Origin of the sequence: Micromonospora luteifusca (assembly GCF_016907275.1) — a bacterium.
GTDB lineage: Bacteria > Actinomycetota > Actinomycetes > Mycobacteriales > Micromonosporaceae > Micromonospora > Micromonospora luteifusca.
Genome location: NZ_JAFBBP010000001.1, coordinates 6,161,268 through 6,177,245 on the forward strand (window position 1 = coordinate 6,161,268; position 15,978 = coordinate 6,177,245).

At 68.7% G+C, this 15,978-nt stretch carries 16 protein-coding genes; 6 read left to right on the forward strand and 10 right to left on the reverse strand.

Going from position 1 to position 15,978, the window contains the following annotated elements; translation table 11 throughout:
- Nucleotides 1-316: 316 nt before the first annotated feature.
- Nucleotides 317-1,306, forward strand: a complete 990-nt coding sequence (locus tag JOD64_RS27845) for an Acg family FMN-binding oxidoreductase (protein WP_204944959.1) — start codon at nt 317-319, stop codon at nt 1,304-1,306.
- Between the two features lie 128 nt (nt 1,307-1,434).
- Here JOD64_RS27845 and JOD64_RS27850 read toward each other — a convergent pair whose 3' ends face one another.
- Complete coding sequence (locus tag JOD64_RS27850; RefSeq protein ID WP_204944960.1) at nt 1,435-2,400, reverse strand: Acg family FMN-binding oxidoreductase; 966 nt, start codon at nt 2,398-2,400, stop codon at nt 1,435-1,437.
- A 201-nt stretch (nt 2,401-2,601) separates the two neighbouring features.
- Here JOD64_RS27850 and JOD64_RS27855 point away from each other — a divergent pair, with 201 nt between their 5' ends.
- On the forward strand, nt 2,602-3,240 hold the full coding sequence (locus JOD64_RS27855) for a response regulator (protein ID WP_204944961.1): 639 nt from the start codon (nt 2,602-2,604) through the stop codon (nt 3,238-3,240).
- Between the two features lie 3 nt (nt 3,241-3,243).
- Here the strand turns inward: JOD64_RS27855 and JOD64_RS27860 are convergent, their stop codons facing one another.
- The 4 genes from JOD64_RS27860 to JOD64_RS27875 form a co-directional block, all read right to left on the reverse strand.
- Nucleotides 3,244-4,872 (reverse strand): GAF domain-containing sensor histidine kinase, encoded by a 1,629-nt coding sequence (locus tag JOD64_RS27860; protein WP_239561809.1) that lies wholly within the window; start codon nt 4,870-4,872, stop codon nt 3,244-3,246.
- A 189-nt stretch (nt 4,873-5,061) separates the two neighbouring features.
- Entirely contained in the window at nt 5,062-6,567 is a 1,506-nt protein-coding gene (locus JOD64_RS27865; protein WP_204944963.1) for a serine/threonine-protein kinase, read from the reverse strand.
- Between the two features lie 112 nt (nt 6,568-6,679).
- Nucleotides 6,680-7,339 carry a response regulator gene (locus tag JOD64_RS27870; RefSeq protein ID WP_204944964.1) on the reverse strand — a complete coding sequence of 220 codons (660 nt, stop codon included), beginning with the start codon at nt 7,337-7,339 and terminating at the stop codon, nt 6,680-6,682.
- Nucleotides 7,336-8,448 (reverse strand): ATP-binding protein, encoded by a 1,113-nt coding sequence (locus tag JOD64_RS27875; RefSeq protein ID WP_204944965.1) that lies wholly within the window; start codon nt 8,446-8,448, stop codon nt 7,336-7,338. The genes JOD64_RS27870 and JOD64_RS27875 overlap by 4 nt, the downstream gene beginning before the upstream one ends.
- Before the next feature lie 219 nt (nt 8,449-8,667).
- On the opposite strand from JOD64_RS27875, the gene JOD64_RS27880 reads away from it, so the two are divergent.
- Complete coding sequence (locus JOD64_RS27880; RefSeq protein ID WP_204944966.1) at nt 8,668-9,045, forward strand: DUF6223 family protein; 378 nt, start codon at nt 8,668-8,670, stop codon at nt 9,043-9,045.
- Nucleotides 9,038-10,609 (forward strand): nucleotidyl transferase AbiEii/AbiGii toxin family protein, encoded by a 1,572-nt coding sequence (locus tag JOD64_RS27885; RefSeq protein ID WP_204944967.1) that lies wholly within the window; start codon nt 9,038-9,040, stop codon nt 10,607-10,609. Before JOD64_RS27880 ends, JOD64_RS27885 begins: the two co-directional genes overlap by 8 nt.
- Nucleotides 10,610-10,685: 76 nt before the next feature.
- On the opposite strand, the gene JOD64_RS27890 is transcribed toward JOD64_RS27885, so the two are convergent.
- Nucleotides 10,686-11,342 (reverse strand): TetR/AcrR family transcriptional regulator, encoded by a 657-nt coding sequence (locus JOD64_RS27890; protein ID WP_204944968.1) that lies wholly within the window; start codon nt 11,340-11,342, stop codon nt 10,686-10,688.
- A gap of 377 nt (nt 11,343-11,719) precedes the next feature.
- Entirely contained in the window at nt 11,720-12,226 is a 507-nt protein-coding gene (gene msrA / locus JOD64_RS27895) for a peptide-methionine (S)-S-oxide reductase MsrA (RefSeq protein ID WP_204944831.1), read from the reverse strand.
- Between the two features lie 667 nt (nt 12,227-12,893).
- Here msrA and JOD64_RS27900 point away from each other — a divergent pair.
- Together JOD64_RS27900 and JOD64_RS27905 are read left to right on the forward strand one after the other, a co-directional pair.
- Entirely contained in the window at nt 12,894-13,097 is a 204-nt protein-coding gene (locus tag JOD64_RS27900; protein ID WP_204944969.1) for a hypothetical protein, read from the forward strand.
- Nucleotides 13,098-13,294: 197 nt separating this feature from the next.
- Nucleotides 13,295-14,212 (forward strand): NADP-dependent oxidoreductase, encoded by a 918-nt coding sequence (locus JOD64_RS27905; RefSeq protein WP_204944970.1) that lies wholly within the window; start codon nt 13,295-13,297, stop codon nt 14,210-14,212.
- 49 nt (nt 14,213-14,261) lie between these two features.
- On the opposite strand, the gene JOD64_RS27910 is transcribed toward JOD64_RS27905, so the two are convergent.
- Genes JOD64_RS27910 through JOD64_RS27920 form a run of 3 tightly spaced genes read right to left on the reverse strand, consistent with a single transcriptional unit; the run spans nt 14,262 to nt 15,864 of the window.
- A complete protein-coding gene (locus JOD64_RS27910) occupies nt 14,262-14,555 on the reverse strand; it encodes a DUF6510 family protein (protein WP_204944971.1) in 294 nt (97 codons plus the stop codon).
- 2 nt (nt 14,556-14,557) lie between these two features.
- Nucleotides 14,558-15,298, reverse strand: coding sequence for a ferredoxin reductase (locus JOD64_RS27915; protein WP_204944972.1), 741 nt, complete (start codon nt 15,296-15,298; stop codon nt 14,558-14,560).
- Nucleotides 15,268-15,864, reverse strand: coding sequence for a sulfite oxidase-like oxidoreductase (locus JOD64_RS27920; RefSeq protein WP_204944973.1), 597 nt, complete (start codon nt 15,862-15,864; stop codon nt 15,268-15,270). The genes JOD64_RS27915 and JOD64_RS27920 overlap by 31 nt, the downstream gene beginning before the upstream one ends.
- Between the last annotated feature and the right edge of the window lie 114 nt (nt 15,865-15,978).

Sequence of the window (15,978 nt, forward strand, 5' to 3'; positions counted from 1 at the left end):
ATGTCGTCACCTCTGAGGGTTCTCCCTCGGCTGCCGCGGCAACCGGGCCTGACTTCCCGACTGTCCCAGGACCAAAGTCCCGACAACCTGGTGACCACCACCGGCTGCACCGGTTGGCCCGTGGAGAGAGGTCCATCGGCCCTGACCCGGGCGTCCCGGCACGCCTAACGTCGGGGGTGCCGCTGAGCGCCCGGCACGACCGGTCGGCGTCAGGTCGCCCCGGGGGACGAGGGCCCGGCCCGGGAGCCGCTGACCGTTGTCAGCGTCCCGCTGGCGGGAGACGCCGTACCGCAGATTGAGCCGGAGGATGAGGACGATGAACCAGGACACCAGTGCGCGAGAAGCTGCGGCCGCCCTCGCGACCGCCGCCGCAGCCGCCGGGTACGCACCGTCGGTGCACAACACCCAGCCGTGGCGGTGGCGGGTCGTCGCCGACCGGCTCGAGTTGTTCGCCGACCGCAGCAGGCAGCTGACCGCGACCGATGCACCCGGCCAACTCCTGCTGATGAGCTGCGGGGCCGCGTTGGACCATGCCCGGGTCGCACTCGCCGCTGAGGGCTGGACGGTCGAGACCGAGCGCCTACCCGACCGCGCGCAGCCTGACCTCCTCGCCCGGCTGCGGCCGACCGGAAGGACGCCGGTCACGGCCGAGGCGGTTCGCCTGGCGCAGACAATGCGGATCCGGCACACCGACCGCCGCCCGGTCAGCGACCAACCACTACCGGCAGATGTCCTGCGAGTCATCGAGAAGGCCGTAACCGCCGAGGTGCGGGTCCAGATTCTGTCGTCCGACCAAGTCCTCGAACTGGCTGCCGCGGCGTCTAGAGCGGCCGCGGTGGAGGCTGCCGAACCGCAGATCCGGGAGGAACTCGAGTACTGGACCGGGCGGGCCCGACCTTTGGGTAGCGGCCTGCCGGCGGCGGTGCTGCCCGAGCGCGAACAGCAGACGACCGTCCCCGGGCGGGACTTTGGCCGATCAGGAACGCTGCCGATCGGATCCGGACATGATCGAGCGGCTGTCTACGCCGTGCTCTACGGTGACGAGGACGACCCGCGAGGCTGGCTACGCGCAGGCGAGGCGCTCTCGGCGGGCTGGTTGCGGGCCACCGAGCTCGGCGTGTCCGTTGTACCTCTCAGCGGTGTCATCGAGGTGGCGAGCACCCGACAGGCCCTGCGTGCCCTACTGGCCAATCTCGGTCATCCCTACCTGGTGCTCCGACTCGGGATCACCGACCCGGAACACTCCGGCCCGCCACACACCCCACGGCTGCCGGCCGAGCAGGTTGTTGACGCACCTGGCGTCTGAATCCTCTCCAGGGCCGGTTGGCCCACCAGTGGGACCGCATGACACCCGTAGGGCGGGACATTCCTTGTCGTGTCCGACCTCCAGGCGCCCCACACGGTTGGGGCCGGAGGGCTCCGAGGTCCTGCGGGTCAGGCGAGGTCGATTACCTCGTTGATGTCGCGGCGTGGGGGCGGCCAACCTGATTGCCCGTACCCGATTCGCATGACCATCTGCGGCGTGCCGGACTTGCCGAGGGCCAGTCGCAGTTGCTCGCGGGCTCGGGGCACCTCGATGGGTTGAGACAGCATTGAGACGGCGAGACGGCTGTCGGTGGCGGTGAGGAGCACGCGTTGCAGCGCCTGACCGGTGGCGATCTGGTCGGTCGCGGTATCGCCGGGAGAACCGAGGATGGCAACGAGAGGTTCGGGTTCGAAATCCCGGCCAGGCGCGCGGGTGCGCACCGCGAACGCCCGTTGGGGGAGTAGGTCCTGCGGTTCGGGTACCAGACCGCCCGCCTCGACCGGGACACCATCGACCGCCGGGAAGGTGCGTACCCACCGCGCCAGCTCAGCCTGGTAGTTCCGGTCGCGTTCCAGAACCCGGTTGGCGCTGCGGGCGATCTCGGCGACCGCCTGCATGGGGCCGGCTCCGATGATCATCTCCAGCCACGCGCCCTCGGCATGGGCGGCCTGAATGAGACGCCACCGGGCGTCCGCCGGGACCGGGTTGGGCCAGAACGGCGCGCGGTTGCTGTGGCGTTGGCGGATGGCGGCGTGCAGGTCCTGCTCCGCTGGCGTCGCGGGCCGTGGGCGGCCAGGGACCAGCCGGGCCACGGTCTCCAAATCGTGTGGGTACGGGCGGAGCCGGACTTCGGCCGGTGTGCCGGCGACGGCGAGCGCCAAGCGCAGGTTGAACACGGCGGCGCCGCAACTGAGCCGTGCCGCCCAGTGGGTGGGATCGCTGGCTGGCAGTAACCGGTCCGGATCGATTCGCACCTCGATCCCACCGTCGACGAGCCGGAAACGCCAGGGCTGCGTGTTGTGCATTGACGGCGCCCGAATCGCCGCGGCCACTGCGGTACGCAGATCGGTGGGAGTGAACGCCGTGCTGATCATCGCGCTGCCTCCTGCGAGTCGCGGATTTGCCGTCGGCCAGGCCGGGACCTGGTGCGAACCCTGTGCCCCACCATGGCTGTGACCAGGCGAAACCGGCAGGGTCGAACGTCCCGAACGGCCGGGCCCGAGTTCCTGTCCGATCGCGGGTAACGGGACCTTCGGCCCTGTCTGTGCCGGTGCCGCACCCGGTAGAAAGGGGAGATGATCCGTGTCTTCCTCCTCGACGACCACGAGGTCGTCCGTCGTGGCCTGGCCGACCTGCTGCACGCCGCTGGTGACATCGAAGTCGTGGGTGAGTCAGGGTTGGCCCGGGAAGCCACGGCGCGCATACCCGCATTGCGGCCAGATGTGGCGATCCTCGACGCACGGCTGCCCGACGGCAGTGGGATCGACGTGTGTCGGGACGTCCGTGCTGTCGACTCGTCGATCCGGGGTCTGATTCTCACCTCCTACGAAGACGACGAGGCGCTGTTCGCGGCGATCATGGCGGGCGCTGACGGGTACGTGCTCAAGCAGATTCGCGGCACCGACCTCGTCGACGCGGTCCGGCGCGTGGCGGCGGGCCAGTCGCTGCTCGACCCGGCGGTGACCCAGCGGGTGCTGGAACGCATCCGCAACGGTGTCGAGCAGCCGCGCGAGCTGGAGATGTTGACCGAGCAAGAGCGTCGGATCCTGGAGTACGTCGCCGAAGGGTTGACCAACCGCGAGATCGCTGGGCGAATGTTTCTCGCCGAGAAGACCGTGAAGAACTACGTGTCGAGCCTGCTGGCAAAGCTGGGGCTGGAACGGCGTACCCAGGCCGCGGTGTTGGCGACCCGGCTACTCGGCCAGCGTTCCTGAACCTCAGGCGCCGAGCGGAACGCTCCAGCGCAGGCGCGTGCCGCGCGGTTCGGCTGGTTCCACCGCGAACTCACCACCCAGACCCAGGGCGCGCTCGCGCAGGTTCACGAGACCACCACGGGCGGCATCGGGGCTCGTGCCGATCCCGTCGTCATCGACGGTGAGGGTGACCCGTGCCCCGTCGACCTGGACCAGCACCCTGACGTGGGTCGCGTGCGCGTGCCGGACCGCGTTGGACAGGGCTTCCCGGAGCACCGCGAGTAGATCCGGGCGTACGGCGTCCGGCACAGCACTGTCGATCGGTCCGGAGATCTCCAGCGTCGGCCGGAACCCGAGCGACCTGGCGGCGGTGTCCACGGCGTCGCGGATCTCGCTCCGCAGGGCGGCACTCATCGGTGTCCGTAGTTCGAAGATGGCTCGCCGGATGTCCCTGATCGTGGAGTCGAGCTCGTCCACGGCGGCGTTGATCCGCCGTCCGACCTCGGGCCGGGCGATCAGCGGCGCGGTGCTCTGCAACTGCAGCCCTGTGGCGAACAGCCGCTGAATCACCACATCGTGCAGGTCACGGGCGATCCGCTCACGGTCCTCGAGGACGACGAGAAGTTCCCGTTCCTCCTGCGCGCGGGCGCGCTCCATCGCCAGCGCCGCCTGGGCGGCGAAGCTGGCCAGCAGCGGCACGTCGTCGTCGCTCTGCCGCACCTGACCGGCCGGGTACGCCACGACCAGTACGCCGTGCAGAGTGTCGCCCGCCGACAGTGGAGACACGACGGCCGGACCGTCGGTGACCGGTACGGGCCAGGGTGCGGCCTTGGCCAGACTCTCGATGGCCGTGTGCCTTCGGTCCGTCACCGAGGCGGCGAAGGTGGTTTCGACGGCCGGCAGTACCGAACCGACCAGCGGGTAAACCGCGCCGCCGGTCGAATCGACGACCTCGACGGTGAACTGTCCGATCTCCTCGTCGTAGAGCAGGACCAGAACCAGTTCGGCATCTGCGACTTCACGGGCTCGGCGGGCGACGAGGCTCAGCGCGTCGGTGCGACGGACCTCGCCCAGCAGCACGGTCGTGATCTCGGCGGTGGCGGCGAGCCACCGCTCGCGACGGTGGGCGATCGCGTAGAGCCGGGCGTTCTCGATCGCGACGCCGGCAGCGGCGGCCAGCGCGACGGCGATCTCCTCGTCGTCCTCGGTGAACTCGCCCGACCCTCGCTTCTCGGCCAGATAAAGGTTGCCGAAGACCTGGTCCCGGATCCGGACCGGGACACCGAGGAAGCTGTGCATCGGCGGGTGATTCGGTGGAAACCCGTATGACTGGGGATGGTCCGTGATGTTCGGCATGCGCACCGGCCGGGGCTCGGCGATCAGCAGGCCCAGCACGCCCCGCCCACGGGGCAGGTCGCCGATCCGGGCATGCAGCTCGGCATCGATGCCGTGTGTGATGAACTCCGTCAGGAGCCGGTCCGGGCCGATCACACCGAGCGCGCCGTAGCGGGCGTCGAGCAGCTCACACGCGGCTTCGACGATGCGTCGCAAGGTGCTCCGCAAATCGAGATCGGAGCCGATCGCGACCACCGCGTCGAGCAGGGCACGCAATCGCTCTCTGCTGGTGACGACCTCGCCGACTCGGACCAGCATCTCCTGCAGCAACTCATCCAGACGCACCCGGGACAGCGGGCTGAGTCCAAGCAGGGGAGTGTCGCGCTGGTCGTCCTCGGGCTCGCGCCGGTCATCGTCAGGAAGGTGCGGCGCATTCATCCGCCGATGTTATCGGCAGCTGTCAGGCACCTGACACCGTCGAAGAGTCCGAGAAATGCCGAGCAGCGTTCACTGACGGGTTTCCTTGATCTTCGGAAGCGGCGCACCGTCGTCGCAGCGCGCCTTGATCTCGCTCTTGTGAGCTGCGGACAGCAGCACCACCTGGACCTCCTTGGCAGGCCCCGAGCGGTAATCCTTGATGCTGTAGCCCGGGGCGGGATCGAGGCTGACAGCGCGAGCTTGATCGTCGGTGCAGAGCACCCTCAGCACGCCACCGAGTGCCTGAAGGGGTGTGCCTGCCGTTTCGGCGGTCGGCGCAGGTGCGGCACTGGGGGGTGCCGCCGGCTGCCCGGCGGTGGGTGAGATGGTACGGCCGGGGCTGGCCGGCGCCTCGGCTCCGACGGTAGGTCCAGCCGGCCCAGCCGGAGCGGCCGGCGTGCGGCGTGGTTGGCGGACCGGTGCGGGCTCCCCGGAGACCTGCGGGGAAGCGGATGGTTCAGCGGCTGACACATCTGAAGCGGCGCCGGACGGGGTGGCACCGGAACGGGAGGCGGTGCCTCCGCCCGAGCTGCCGTCGATGGGTGGGAACTGGAAGAGCGGGAGCAACGTGATCCCTGCCGTCGCCGTCAGAACTACTGGGATCAACAAGGCACGGGGGGTACGGCGACGCCGACCGGCAGGGGATACGGCGGTAGCCGGGGCCGACAGAGGTGCGACGGGCACCCGCTGCGCCGCTTGTTGCACCCGCCGCTCGACGTCACCGGCCAGACCGTGCAGGGTCGTCGCCACCTCCCCGGCGTCCGGCCGATCGGCGGGATCCCTGGCAAGGCAACGGTCGAGCAGACGGTGAACCTCGGGTGACACTCCCTCAACATCAGGCAGCGGTTCCGGATCGACGTACACGTGAGCAGTCAACATCTGCGTGGGGGTCTCCGCCGACCACGGCAGCTCATTGGTCAGTGCCCGGTAGAGCAACAGCCCGAGCGCATAGACGTCGGAGGCAGGCAGAACGGTGCCACCGGCCAGACGTTCGGGCGCGAGGTAGGCCGCGGTGCCCAACAGTTGTCCGTCCGCCTCCAGTTCCGGTCGACCGGCAGTGGTGGCGATTCCGAAATCGAGCACCTTCACACCGGCGGGTGTCAGCATCACGTTGGACGGCTTGATGTCCCGATGCACCAGATTGCGATCATGCGCGGCGGCGAGCGCCTCGGCGACCTGCGCGCACGTCCGCATCGCGGCGGCCGGCGGCAGTGGACCGGCGGCAAGTCGCTGGGACATGGTCTGGCCGGGCAACAGTTCCATCACCACATACGAGACGTGACGGCCGGCGCGATCGGTGTGCTCGCCGTAGTCGTACACACTCGTTACGTGGGGGTGCCAGAGGCCCGCCGCGGCCCGGGCCTCCGCCTGGATGCGTTGTCGTGCGCCTCGGGCGGCGGCCTGCGCGCCGGCCAGGACCTTGACGGCCACCGCACGTTCGAGGACCCGGTCCCAGGCCCGCCAGACGACCGACATTCCACCAGCGCCGAGACGGCTCTCGACCTGATACCTGTCGTCCAACAGATCACCGACCATCACTGGAACAGCTTGCCAGAGTGGAACCGCAGAGGCATGGCGAGCGAACCTGGTCCCTGATCTTTGGGACGCTGCCCCGCTCCCTAGTTGGTCCGTACCGGGCTGTCGCGCGTCAGCGGTTGCGGGGGATCACCAGGCCGGACTCGTAGGCGAGCACGACCAGTTGGGCACGGTCGCGGGCGTGCAGTTTGGTCATGGCGCGGTTGACGTGGGTCTTGGCGGTCACCGGGCTGATTCCCATCCGTTCGGCGACCTCGTCGTTGGACAAGCCGTGCGCGGCCAGGGTAACGGCCTCGCGTTCGCGGGTGGTCAGGTGTGCCAGCGCGGTGTTCCTGGAGGGTGGCGGCTGGGTGACGTACCGATCGATCAATTTGCGGGTGATCGATGGTGCGAGCAGGGCGTCGCCGCGCGCGGCGACGCGGATGGCGTGCAGGAAGTCTTCCGGCAGGATGTCCTTGACGAGGAAGCCGGCCGCGCCGGCCCGCAGGGCGTTGAAGACATACTCGTCCAAGCCGTAGTTGGTCAGGATGACGACGTGGACCGCGGCCAGGGCCGGGTCCGCCGCGATCCGGCGGGTCGCCTCGATTCCGTCGAGGACGGGCATCTGGACGTCGATGAGCGCGACGTCGGGCAGGTGCTGTCTGGCCAGCGCCACCCCTGCACGGCCGTCGGCTGCCTCGGCCACCACCGTGATGTCGTCCTCGGCGTCGAGCAGGGCGCGGAACCCGCTGCGGATGAGCGGCTGGTCGTCGACCAGCAGGACCCGGATCACGACGCCCGTTCCACGGGTAGTTCAGCCTGCACCCTGAAGCCGCCCTCGCTGCGCGCCCCGGCGCGGAGCAGGCCGCCCAGAGCGGTCACCCGTTCCCGCATCCCGAGCAGCCCGACCCCGGGAACGAGCCCGGACTCCGGCCTGGCCGTGCCGTCGTCATCGACCTGGACGACGACCGCGTCGGGGCGATACTCGACACGGACCGAAGCGGTGACGGCCGCGGCGTGCCGGGTGATGTTGGTCAGTGACTCCTGCACTATCCGGTACGCGGTCCGGTCCACGGCGACCGGCACACCCGTGCGGTGCCCCTCGATCGTCAACGACGTGGCCAGACCGGTCGTCCGCGCCCGCTGCACCAGGTCCGGGATCTGGTCGAGCCCGTGCGGCGCGGTGCTGCCGTCCTCGCGCAGCGCTTCCAGGGTCGCGCGCAGTTCCCGGGACGCCTCACGACCGGCGTCCCGGATCGCCAGCAGCGCGTCCGGCACCGGTTCGCCCCGCTTCTGGGCCAGGTGCACGACGGCTTCGGCCTGCACCTTGATCACCGAGATCTGGTGGGTGAGCGTGTCGTGCAGCTCGCGTGCGATGTGCAGCCGCTCCTCGTCGGCGCGGCGCAGCGCGATCTCCTCGCGGGTGCGTTCGGCCTCGTCCGCCCGTCGCTCGGCTTGGCGCAACGCCTCACCCGCCGCACCTGCGGCGATCAGCCAGGCCAGCTCAAGGACCCCCCTGGCCTGTGCGAACGCCTCGCCCGCGGGCAGGCCCGAGGTCATCGCCGCCACGGGAAGGGCGGCCAGCATGAGCACGCTCGTCACCACGGTCGTGGTCCGGTGCCCGGCCCGCACCGCCGCGTACACCGCGACCAGATATGCGACCGCGAACACGTCAAACCCGGCCGCCTGGTAGCCCGCCGCGCACACCCCGGCCACGACCAGGACAACGACCGGAGCCCGCCGCCGCGCGACCAGCGCCAGACCGCCGGCGCCCAGCAGGACGACGCCGAGCGGATCGAGGCCGGTGGCGGTGCGTTCCCCCGACAGCCCGCTGATCAGCAGGATCGCCGCTACCCCGGCCGCGATCAGCCAGTCCCGGACACCGATCCGTGCACTGCTCATGCGCGCACCCTAGCCGGACACCCGCCCAGGGCGACTCGTGCGAGGGGAGGAGCCAGCCGTACCGCATTCGCAGTACCTTCCCGGCTCGCACCCGCATCCGCAGCAGCCGGGGTCCACGACCGCAGCAGCATGACATGACCACGCCGGCACGACGCCAGACGGCGAACCACCGGACAGGATCAGGTGACAGCCAGTTCCGGCCAGACGAAGGAGCACCTCATGCCCATCAGCGACCTGCTCGCCGCGTCCACCGTCGACGCATCCACCCTGACCAGCGACCGCATCGTGGCCACCGCGGCCGTCGTGGTGGCGTTGGCCGGCGCGATCATCGGCGGACTGGCGCTGGCCCGCCCCACCAGCCACAGCCGGAAGCGGAGATCAGCCGTGGCCCTGGCGGCGGGAGTGACCGGCGTGCTCGTCGGCGGGCTGGTGGTGGTCACCGCCGACGGAGGACCTGGCACCGGCAACGGCATCGTCGGCGGCTACGCAGCCCTGGTCCTCGGCCTGCTCGCCGCACTCCTCGTCGGACTCGCTTCCGCCCGCGGGAAACGAGTTCTCCGGACTGAGGACCGTGCCATAGACTCCGCCGGTGCTTGAGGTATCGGGGGACTTCGAAATCCACATTACGGTTCACGCCTCTCAGGCCGAGAAGCTGCGGGCGTTCGCCAGCGAGCATGGCGTGAAGTTCGTCCATATTGTGCTCGACCGCGGCGCATACGTCTCTAAACCAATGCTCACGCTGAACGGGCGAGGCACGCTGACCGAGCAGCAGGACACGGCACGGCGTTGGCGACACGAACTGCGCGAGGGGGAGATATACCCGTGCCGTTCAAAGATCGAGGCGGCGCCATGGTGTACCGGCGTACCGCAATCGGATGAGCAGGCCGCAGCCGAGCCCGGTGGCCGGTACTTCGAGCATCACGTCAAACTGCTGCTTCCCCGTACGGCGGTGGCGGATCTGGTGGCCCTCACCGATCTGGTCGCGCCGCACGGGGCACGGCTGTCCCGCAACGCCCGCCGGGAGTGTGCCGACGGCGCGCAGGAGCGGTTCGTCAACCAGCGCTGTCACGGTGTCGGGCTCGCCACGGCCAGGCAGCGGCTGGACGACCTCGTCGAGACTCTCCGCGCCGCGGGCCACGAGCCCACAACGGTGGAGCAGGAGTACGTCGTCTCCGATAGCGACCTGCACCACGACCACGGCTGGCTGGAATCGCCCACGCCGGGCGCGAACGGTTATACGCGGGAGCGCGAGAACAGGCTGAGGTACGGGCCGGCCGATTCCCCGGGCTACCCGCCGACCTACCAGCCGCTACCCGCCGGCTCGACCGTGCGCCAGCGGGCGGCGTTCGACCCAGCCCTGAAGCAGTACCCGAACGCCTACCGCGCCGGCGAGCCCGACTTCCTCGTAACGGCCACCGGCCAGCGGTGGACCAACGCCCGACGCGCCGCCATGAAAAACGTCTTGGCGGCCATCGCCGCAACTACCTGGAGTCAGCATCTGGTGCTGCGCGGCAGCGTCACCATGGCCGCCTTTGTCGGCGACGCCGCCCGCGAGCCGGGGGACCTCGATTTCGTCGTCACCCCGCACACCATCACCAGCGACAGCACCGACGCGCGCACGCTGCTCGATGACATCAAGACCGCCATCCGAACCGCAACGGGCGCCGGCGTGCAACCAGACCGGATCACCGAGTCCGCCATCTGGACGTACGAACGCGCTGACGGACGCCGCCTGGTCATCCCGTTCAGCACCCCGGAGGCACCGGACGGCCACGTACAGATCGACATCGTCTTCGGCGAACGACTCCCTCTCCCACCAGAGATGCTGGCCCTGCCGGACCTCGACAAGCCGTTACTGACCGCGCCCGCCGCGCTGGCGCTGGCGTGGAAGCTGCTGTGGCTGGCCACCGATAGGTACCCGCAAGGCAAGGACCTCTACGACGCGGTCCTGCTCGCCGAATACACCGCCGTCGACCAATCCCTCGTCCGCCAGCTCATGCGACCGGAACTCGGCGCTGAAGCCGATACCTTCAGGGCCGAGACGGTTCTGTCCTGGGCGGTCGACTGGTCCAACTTCACCGACGAATACTCCGGAATCACGGGCACTGCCGAGGAGTGGACCAGGCGGCTGGCACTGGCCCTCGACCACGCCTGGACCTGACCGAGCCAGAACAGGTCGGCAGGACCGGCACCCGCTTCCCCGCCGTGACCAGCCTGATCTGGATGAAACGGTTCAATTAATGGGTTGGCTCGCCGGAGGGCTGCACGAGGAACGATTTGATGTGCTCCAGCGCCATGTCCAGAGCAACTTCCATGGGTGCGATGTTGTGCGCGGCGTTCGCCAGCAGGTAGCCGCCTTGCAGAGCTGCCATCAATCCCGTGGCCAACTTCTCCGGGTCGGCGTCCTGGCGCAGTGCACCGCTGTCCCGCATCCGGTGCAGACCGTCACTGATCAGCTTTTCCCATGCCGTAAACGTCTCCGACAGCATCGATCGAGCCTGCTCATCTTGATCGGAGAGCTCAAGGGCCATGGACCCGAGGCCGCACCCGTATTTGCCGTTGTTCAGCGAGTTGGCCTGAACCAGCGCGTTACGCCACCGGACCAGCCCCGAGAACGATCGCAGTCGCTCGAGCCCTCCGCGCTCGCGTTGAAGCACAAGCGCGCCTCGGTATTTGACCAACGCGCGCACGAGCTCCTGCTTGTCGGCGAAGTGGTGGTAAAGCTGAGACTTGCTCGTCTGGCTTGCCTCGCGGACGTCGTCAAGGGTCGTCGCGTTCACTCCGCGCACGAACATCAGTCGGTTTGCCGCCTCGAGGATTCGCTCTCGCGTGGCGATGCCCCGTTGACTGATCCTCCGCTGGTTCGTCGGCGCAGCCACCCGGTCGTCGCTCATCGGTCAAGTGTATCCAGCACGCCAGATAATTCATGGAGAATGGGACCTTGAAGTCCATTCGTCATGATGTCGCATTCGCCTGATGGTGAAGGGCTATGCATGATCTTCCGAGTTGGCCGCGCGGTGCAATGTCGGCGAGATGAGCGACGGCGTGCCTTTATCTGGACTACTTGGTCCTCTGTGCGGCATGCTGCCGCAAGGGATCGCTCGGGGGTGTCCTCCCGCAACGCCGCGCGCACCATCATCTCGTGCAGCCGATCGAATGCCAGGTCTCGCTCGGTGCCGGAGAGGCTGCATCCACCCGGCTGGCTCCTCGTCCAAGCCGGCCGCGGCGGTGTGGGCCGGCGCGCGGACCCGGGGTCAGCGCGCCGGGAGTGTCAGGCCTTCGCCCGCTTCGGGAGCTTCCACCCGGGGCGGGGGAAGTGGCAGGTGTAACCGTTGGGGTAGGTCTGCAGGTAGTTCTGGTGCTCGGGCTCGGCCTCCCAGAAGTCGCCCGCCGGGGTGACCTCGGTGACGACCTTGCCGGGCCACAAGCCCGAGGCGTCGACGTCGGCGATGGTGTCCTCGGCGACCCGCTTCTGCTCGTCACTGGTGTAGAAGATCGCCGAGCGGTAGCTGACGCCGATGTCGTTGCCCTGGCGGTTCTTCGTCGAGGGGTCGTGAACCTGGAAGAAGAACTCGAGCAGCGCGCGGAAGTCGGTCTTGTCGGTGTCGTAGACGACTTCGATGGACTCCGCGTGGGTGCCGTGGTTGCGGTAGGTGGCGTTCGGGACGTCGCCGCCGCTGTAGCCGACGCGCGTGGACACGACGCCCGGCTGGTGGCGAAACAGTTCCTCCATGCCCCAGAAGCAGCCGCCGGCGAGGATCGCCTTCTCGGTGGTCACGTCGTCTCCCTACTAGTCGTCGGTGTCAGTGTTGCGGTCACTCGTGAACAGGGTGCGGTATTCGCCGTACCCTGCGTTCTCCAGGTCGTCGAGGTGGATGAACCGCGAGCGAGCCTCAATCCGGATCATCCCGCGGCTGGACTCTTCGCGCTCAAAGATGCGAACAGCGGCTCGCCGGACACAACGTCGGCGTAGATGCCGGGCTCGGGTGGGGCGCGGCTCTCCCTTCCCGGCCTTGGCGTAAAGCTGGGAACAGGTGGAACGCGCCTGGGTCCCCAAATGTACAGACACCTTGCGGGCCAACGATATTTGCGCAACCCTCACCCTCCGTGGACCACAAGGTCCAAGCAAGATGGTCTCTGCACGTCTGCTTGGCTGCCGACGTATGGCCTATGAGCTGGGATATTTAGCCGACGCGATAGCATCCGCCAGGCCCCACAAGTGGACTTGACCGGCCACTTTTGCCGCGACTGGGTTCGAAACGTCCGGCTGCGTGCCCCCGCTCGCGACGAACGTCCGAATGCCCACCGGCGGCCGAGTTCTAAGGACCTCGCGCCACTGTGAGGCAACCGGGTGCTGCCGGACACGAATCGCGATTCGGTGAGGAAGGAGCAACTGTCATGAGTGACAGCGTGGAGGGCCGTAAGGTCGTGGTCGTCGGCGGAAGGTGCTCAGCGAGCACGACGAAGCCTTCTGCGACTCGTACAACGAGTTGAACCCTGCGCTGTTCTTCATAACGCAGACCGTCGTCGCGGGCATGGACGCCGAGGCCGGGGCGGCGCGCGCCATAGCCGACATCGGCCCGATGTTGGCGCACCAAAGGATTGCCCCGGTGATCAAGCTCGATGAGGCCGTCGGCAGCCGCAACTGACCCTCGAAACGGCGGGCCTCGACGCCGGTGCCGTTTACCGACGACTTCGCCATCGCGCTCGTTCCGCGCCACCCTCGCGCTGCAACCGCTACCGATCAGCGTGGTAAGACCCCGAGGCCTAGTGCCGCTAATGCTGTTAGAACAAAATGAGCTCCTCGTAACCGTGCAAACGAGGACTGGATAAAGTGAGGTACCGGATGAAGGCGATCGTGGTGACGGACGAGGCCGCGGGAACGGCCGGGATGACGCTGGTGGAGCGGCCCGAGCCGGCACCGGCGCTGAACGACGTCGTCGTTCAGGTTCATGCCGCGGGATTCGTCCCCACAGAGACGGCGTGGCCCTCGACCTGGACTGACCGCCTCGGCCGTGACCGCACGCCGTCGATCCCCGGGCACGAACTGGCCGGAGTGGTCAGCGCTCTCGGCTATGGCACGACGGGACTGTCTGTGGGACAGCGGGTGTTCGGCCTCACGGACTGGACTCGCGACGGCACCCTGGCGGAGTACGTGGCCGTCGAGGCGCGCAACCTCGCGCCGCTGCCGGGAGACGTCGACTTCACGGTGGGCGCGAGCCTGCCGATCTCGGGCCTGACCGCGTGGCAGGGACTGTTCGAGCACGGCCGCCTCCAGCCGGGGCGAAGCGTCCTCGTGCACGGCGCGGCCGGCGCAGTCGGTTCGATGGTGACGCAGCTCGCACGTGAATTCGGCGCCTACGTCATCGGCACCGGACGCACCGCCGACCGTCAGGCCGCGCTCGACTTCGGCGCACAGGAGTTCGTCGACCTCGGCAACGACACCCTGGAAGACCTCGGCGGGGTCGACCTGGTGTTCGACGTCATCGGCGGTGACATCGGGAAACGATCCGCAGGCCTGATTCGAGCCGGAGGAACGCTGGTGACCATCGCCGGGCCGCCTGAGGCGCGACCCGCGGACGGCCTGGCGGTCGATTTCGTCGTCGAGTCCGATCGCGCCCAACTGGGCGAGGTCGTCCGGCGGGTGCGCGACGGACGACTGCGGACGAACATCGGCAACGTCGCGACCCTCGACGACGCCGTCGCCGCCCTCAACCCGACCGAGCGAACCAAGGGGAAGACGATCATCCGCGTTCGTCCGTAAGCGGGTGAGGCCGGGCTGCGTACGTGTACGGGTACCTGCTCGGCAGCGCTCAGGCAGTGGGCGTCGGGAGGCGGACGACGAGTGATCCACGCATGTCGATCAGAACCCGGCCGGCCATGCGCACCACGCGCATCACGACGTCCTCGCAGCCGGGGCATCGGGCGACGAGGCCGGGCGCTCGGTCGAACACGCGCATCGCCGCTAGCGGACGGGTCGTCCGGCAGCCGGCGCAGGTGAGGTCGGCAACGGTGAGGTCGGTCCCCATGATCTCGCCGAGCGGTCCGGCGAGGGCGTTACCGTCGACCCAGGGTGCGTCGTCTGCTCCGACATTGGTGGTCAACATGGTCATCCTCCGGTGGGTCCAAAGCGTTCGGTACGGATGTTCATGGGGTCGTGGCCGAGATCAATGAGGAGATCGGCCACGGTCTCGACGAATCCGGTAGGCCCACAGACGAACGCCACAGCGTCGGCCTCACGTGGCCAGGCGACGCCGGCAAGGGCATCCGCGTCCAGCCGTCGGGGTGGGCCCGACCAGCCGGGGGGCGCGGCCCTGGTATAGACCCGTGTGACAGCGACGCGACCATCGCCTGCGGCTTCTGCAGTAGCAAGATCCGCAGAGAACAGCGCATCGGACGGAGAACGGGCCGAGTAGAGCAGCCTGGTGGGATTCGTCGCCGCACGCACCATCGACATCAGGGGCGCCACACCGGACCCGCCGCCGATCAGCAACGCCGGGCGCGGATCGGCGGGTCGGCGTACGAACCATCCGCCGAGCGGCCCACGGATCTCGAATTGGTCACCTGGCTCTGCAACGCCGACGAGATACGGCGAGACCTCACCGTCGGTCACCACCTGGACGGTCACCTCGAGCCGGTCGGGCCCCGGGGCGGACGAGATCGAGTAGCTGCGGTGCGTGGTGTAGCCGTCGGAAGCCGTCAACCGGATGTCGACGTGCTGGCCCGGCACGTGACCTGTCCAGCCGTCAACGGCGAGGACCAGGGTCCGCGCAGTCGCAGTCTCCGCGCGGGTGGCGGCGACGGTCGCCGGCTGCCAGGTCAGTCTGCCAGGTATCGCTGCTCGCGCCATGGGTCCCCGTAGTTGTGGTAGCCGGCCGTCTCCCAGAACCCGGGCTCGTCGTCGAGACGCAGTTCCAGAGCGCGCAACCATTTCGCGCTCTTCCAGAAGTACAGGTGAGGAACGAGGAGACGAGCCGGCCCGCCGTGCACCGGAACCAGCGGCTCTCCGTCAAACTCGTACGCCACCCAGGCCTGACCGTCGAGAAGGTCCTCGAGCGGGATGTTCGTGGTGTAGCCGCCGTAGGAGTGGGCGACGACGTACTCGGCGGCGGTCTCGACGTCGGCCAGCAACGTGTCCACCGAGACGCCTCGCCAGTTTGTGCCGAACTTCGACCAGTGCGTGACGCAATGGATGTCCACGGTCGGCTCGTCGGCAGGAAGGGCGGTGAACTCCGCCCATGACCACGTGCTCCGCTCGCCGGTCTCGGTGACGACGGCGAGCTCCCACTTGTCGAGGCCGATGCGCGGCGTCGGTCCCGCCGACAGTACCGGGAAGTCGTCGGTGCGGTACTGGCCAGGAGGGAGGTCGGCGTCGTCGCGTCTGCGGCCGCCGAAGCCGCGTGTGATCACTGCCATGCGCCCCTCCCCAATTGGCCGAGCAGCTGCCATCCCGCTGCCACCTGTGCTTCCACTCGGCCGGTGGATGTCGATGTGGTACCCGCCCACGACGTCAACGTCAGCGAGTGCCCC

Excerpts from the sequence above, each read along its gene's own strand:
- JOD64_RS27875 (WP_204944965.1), bottom strand. The coding sequence starts at position 8,448 with ATGAGCAGTGCACGGATCGGTGTCCGGGACTGGCTGATCGCGGCCGGG.
- JOD64_RS27855 (WP_204944961.1), top strand. The coding sequence starts at position 2,602 with ATGATCCGTGTCTTCCTCCTCGACGACCACGAGGTCGTCCGTCGTGGC.
- JOD64_RS27890 (WP_204944968.1), bottom strand. The coding sequence starts at position 11,342 with ATGAGCGACGACCGGGTGGCTGCGCCGACGAACCAGCGGAGGATCAGT.
- JOD64_RS27860 (WP_239561809.1), bottom strand. The coding sequence starts at position 4,872 with ATGCTGGTCCGAGTCGGCGAGGTCGTCACCAGCAGAGAGCGATTGCGT.
- JOD64_RS27920 (WP_204944973.1), bottom strand. The coding sequence starts at position 15,864 with ATGGCAGTGATCACACGCGGCTTCGGCGGCCGCAGACGCGACGACGCC.
- JOD64_RS27845 (WP_204944959.1), top strand. The coding sequence starts at position 317 with ATGAACCAGGACACCAGTGCGCGAGAAGCTGCGGCCGCCCTCGCGACC.
- JOD64_RS27865 (WP_204944963.1), bottom strand. The coding sequence starts at position 6,567 with ATGGTCGGTGATCTGTTGGACGACAGGTATCAGGTCGAGAGCCGTCTC.
- JOD64_RS27905 (WP_204944970.1), top strand. The coding sequence starts at position 13,295 with ATGAAGGCGATCGTGGTGACGGACGAGGCCGCGGGAACGGCCGGGATG.
- JOD64_RS27880 (WP_204944966.1), top strand. The coding sequence starts at position 8,668 with ATGCCCATCAGCGACCTGCTCGCCGCGTCCACCGTCGACGCATCCACC.
- JOD64_RS27850 (WP_204944960.1), bottom strand. The coding sequence starts at position 2,400 with ATGATCAGCACGGCGTTCACTCCCACCGATCTGCGTACCGCAGTGGCC.
- JOD64_RS27915 (WP_204944972.1), bottom strand. The coding sequence starts at position 15,298 with ATGGCGCGAGCAGCGATACCTGGCAGACTGACCTGGCAGCCGGCGACC.
- JOD64_RS27910 (WP_204944971.1), bottom strand. The coding sequence starts at position 14,555 with ATGTTGACCACCAATGTCGGAGCAGACGACGCACCCTGGGTCGACGGT.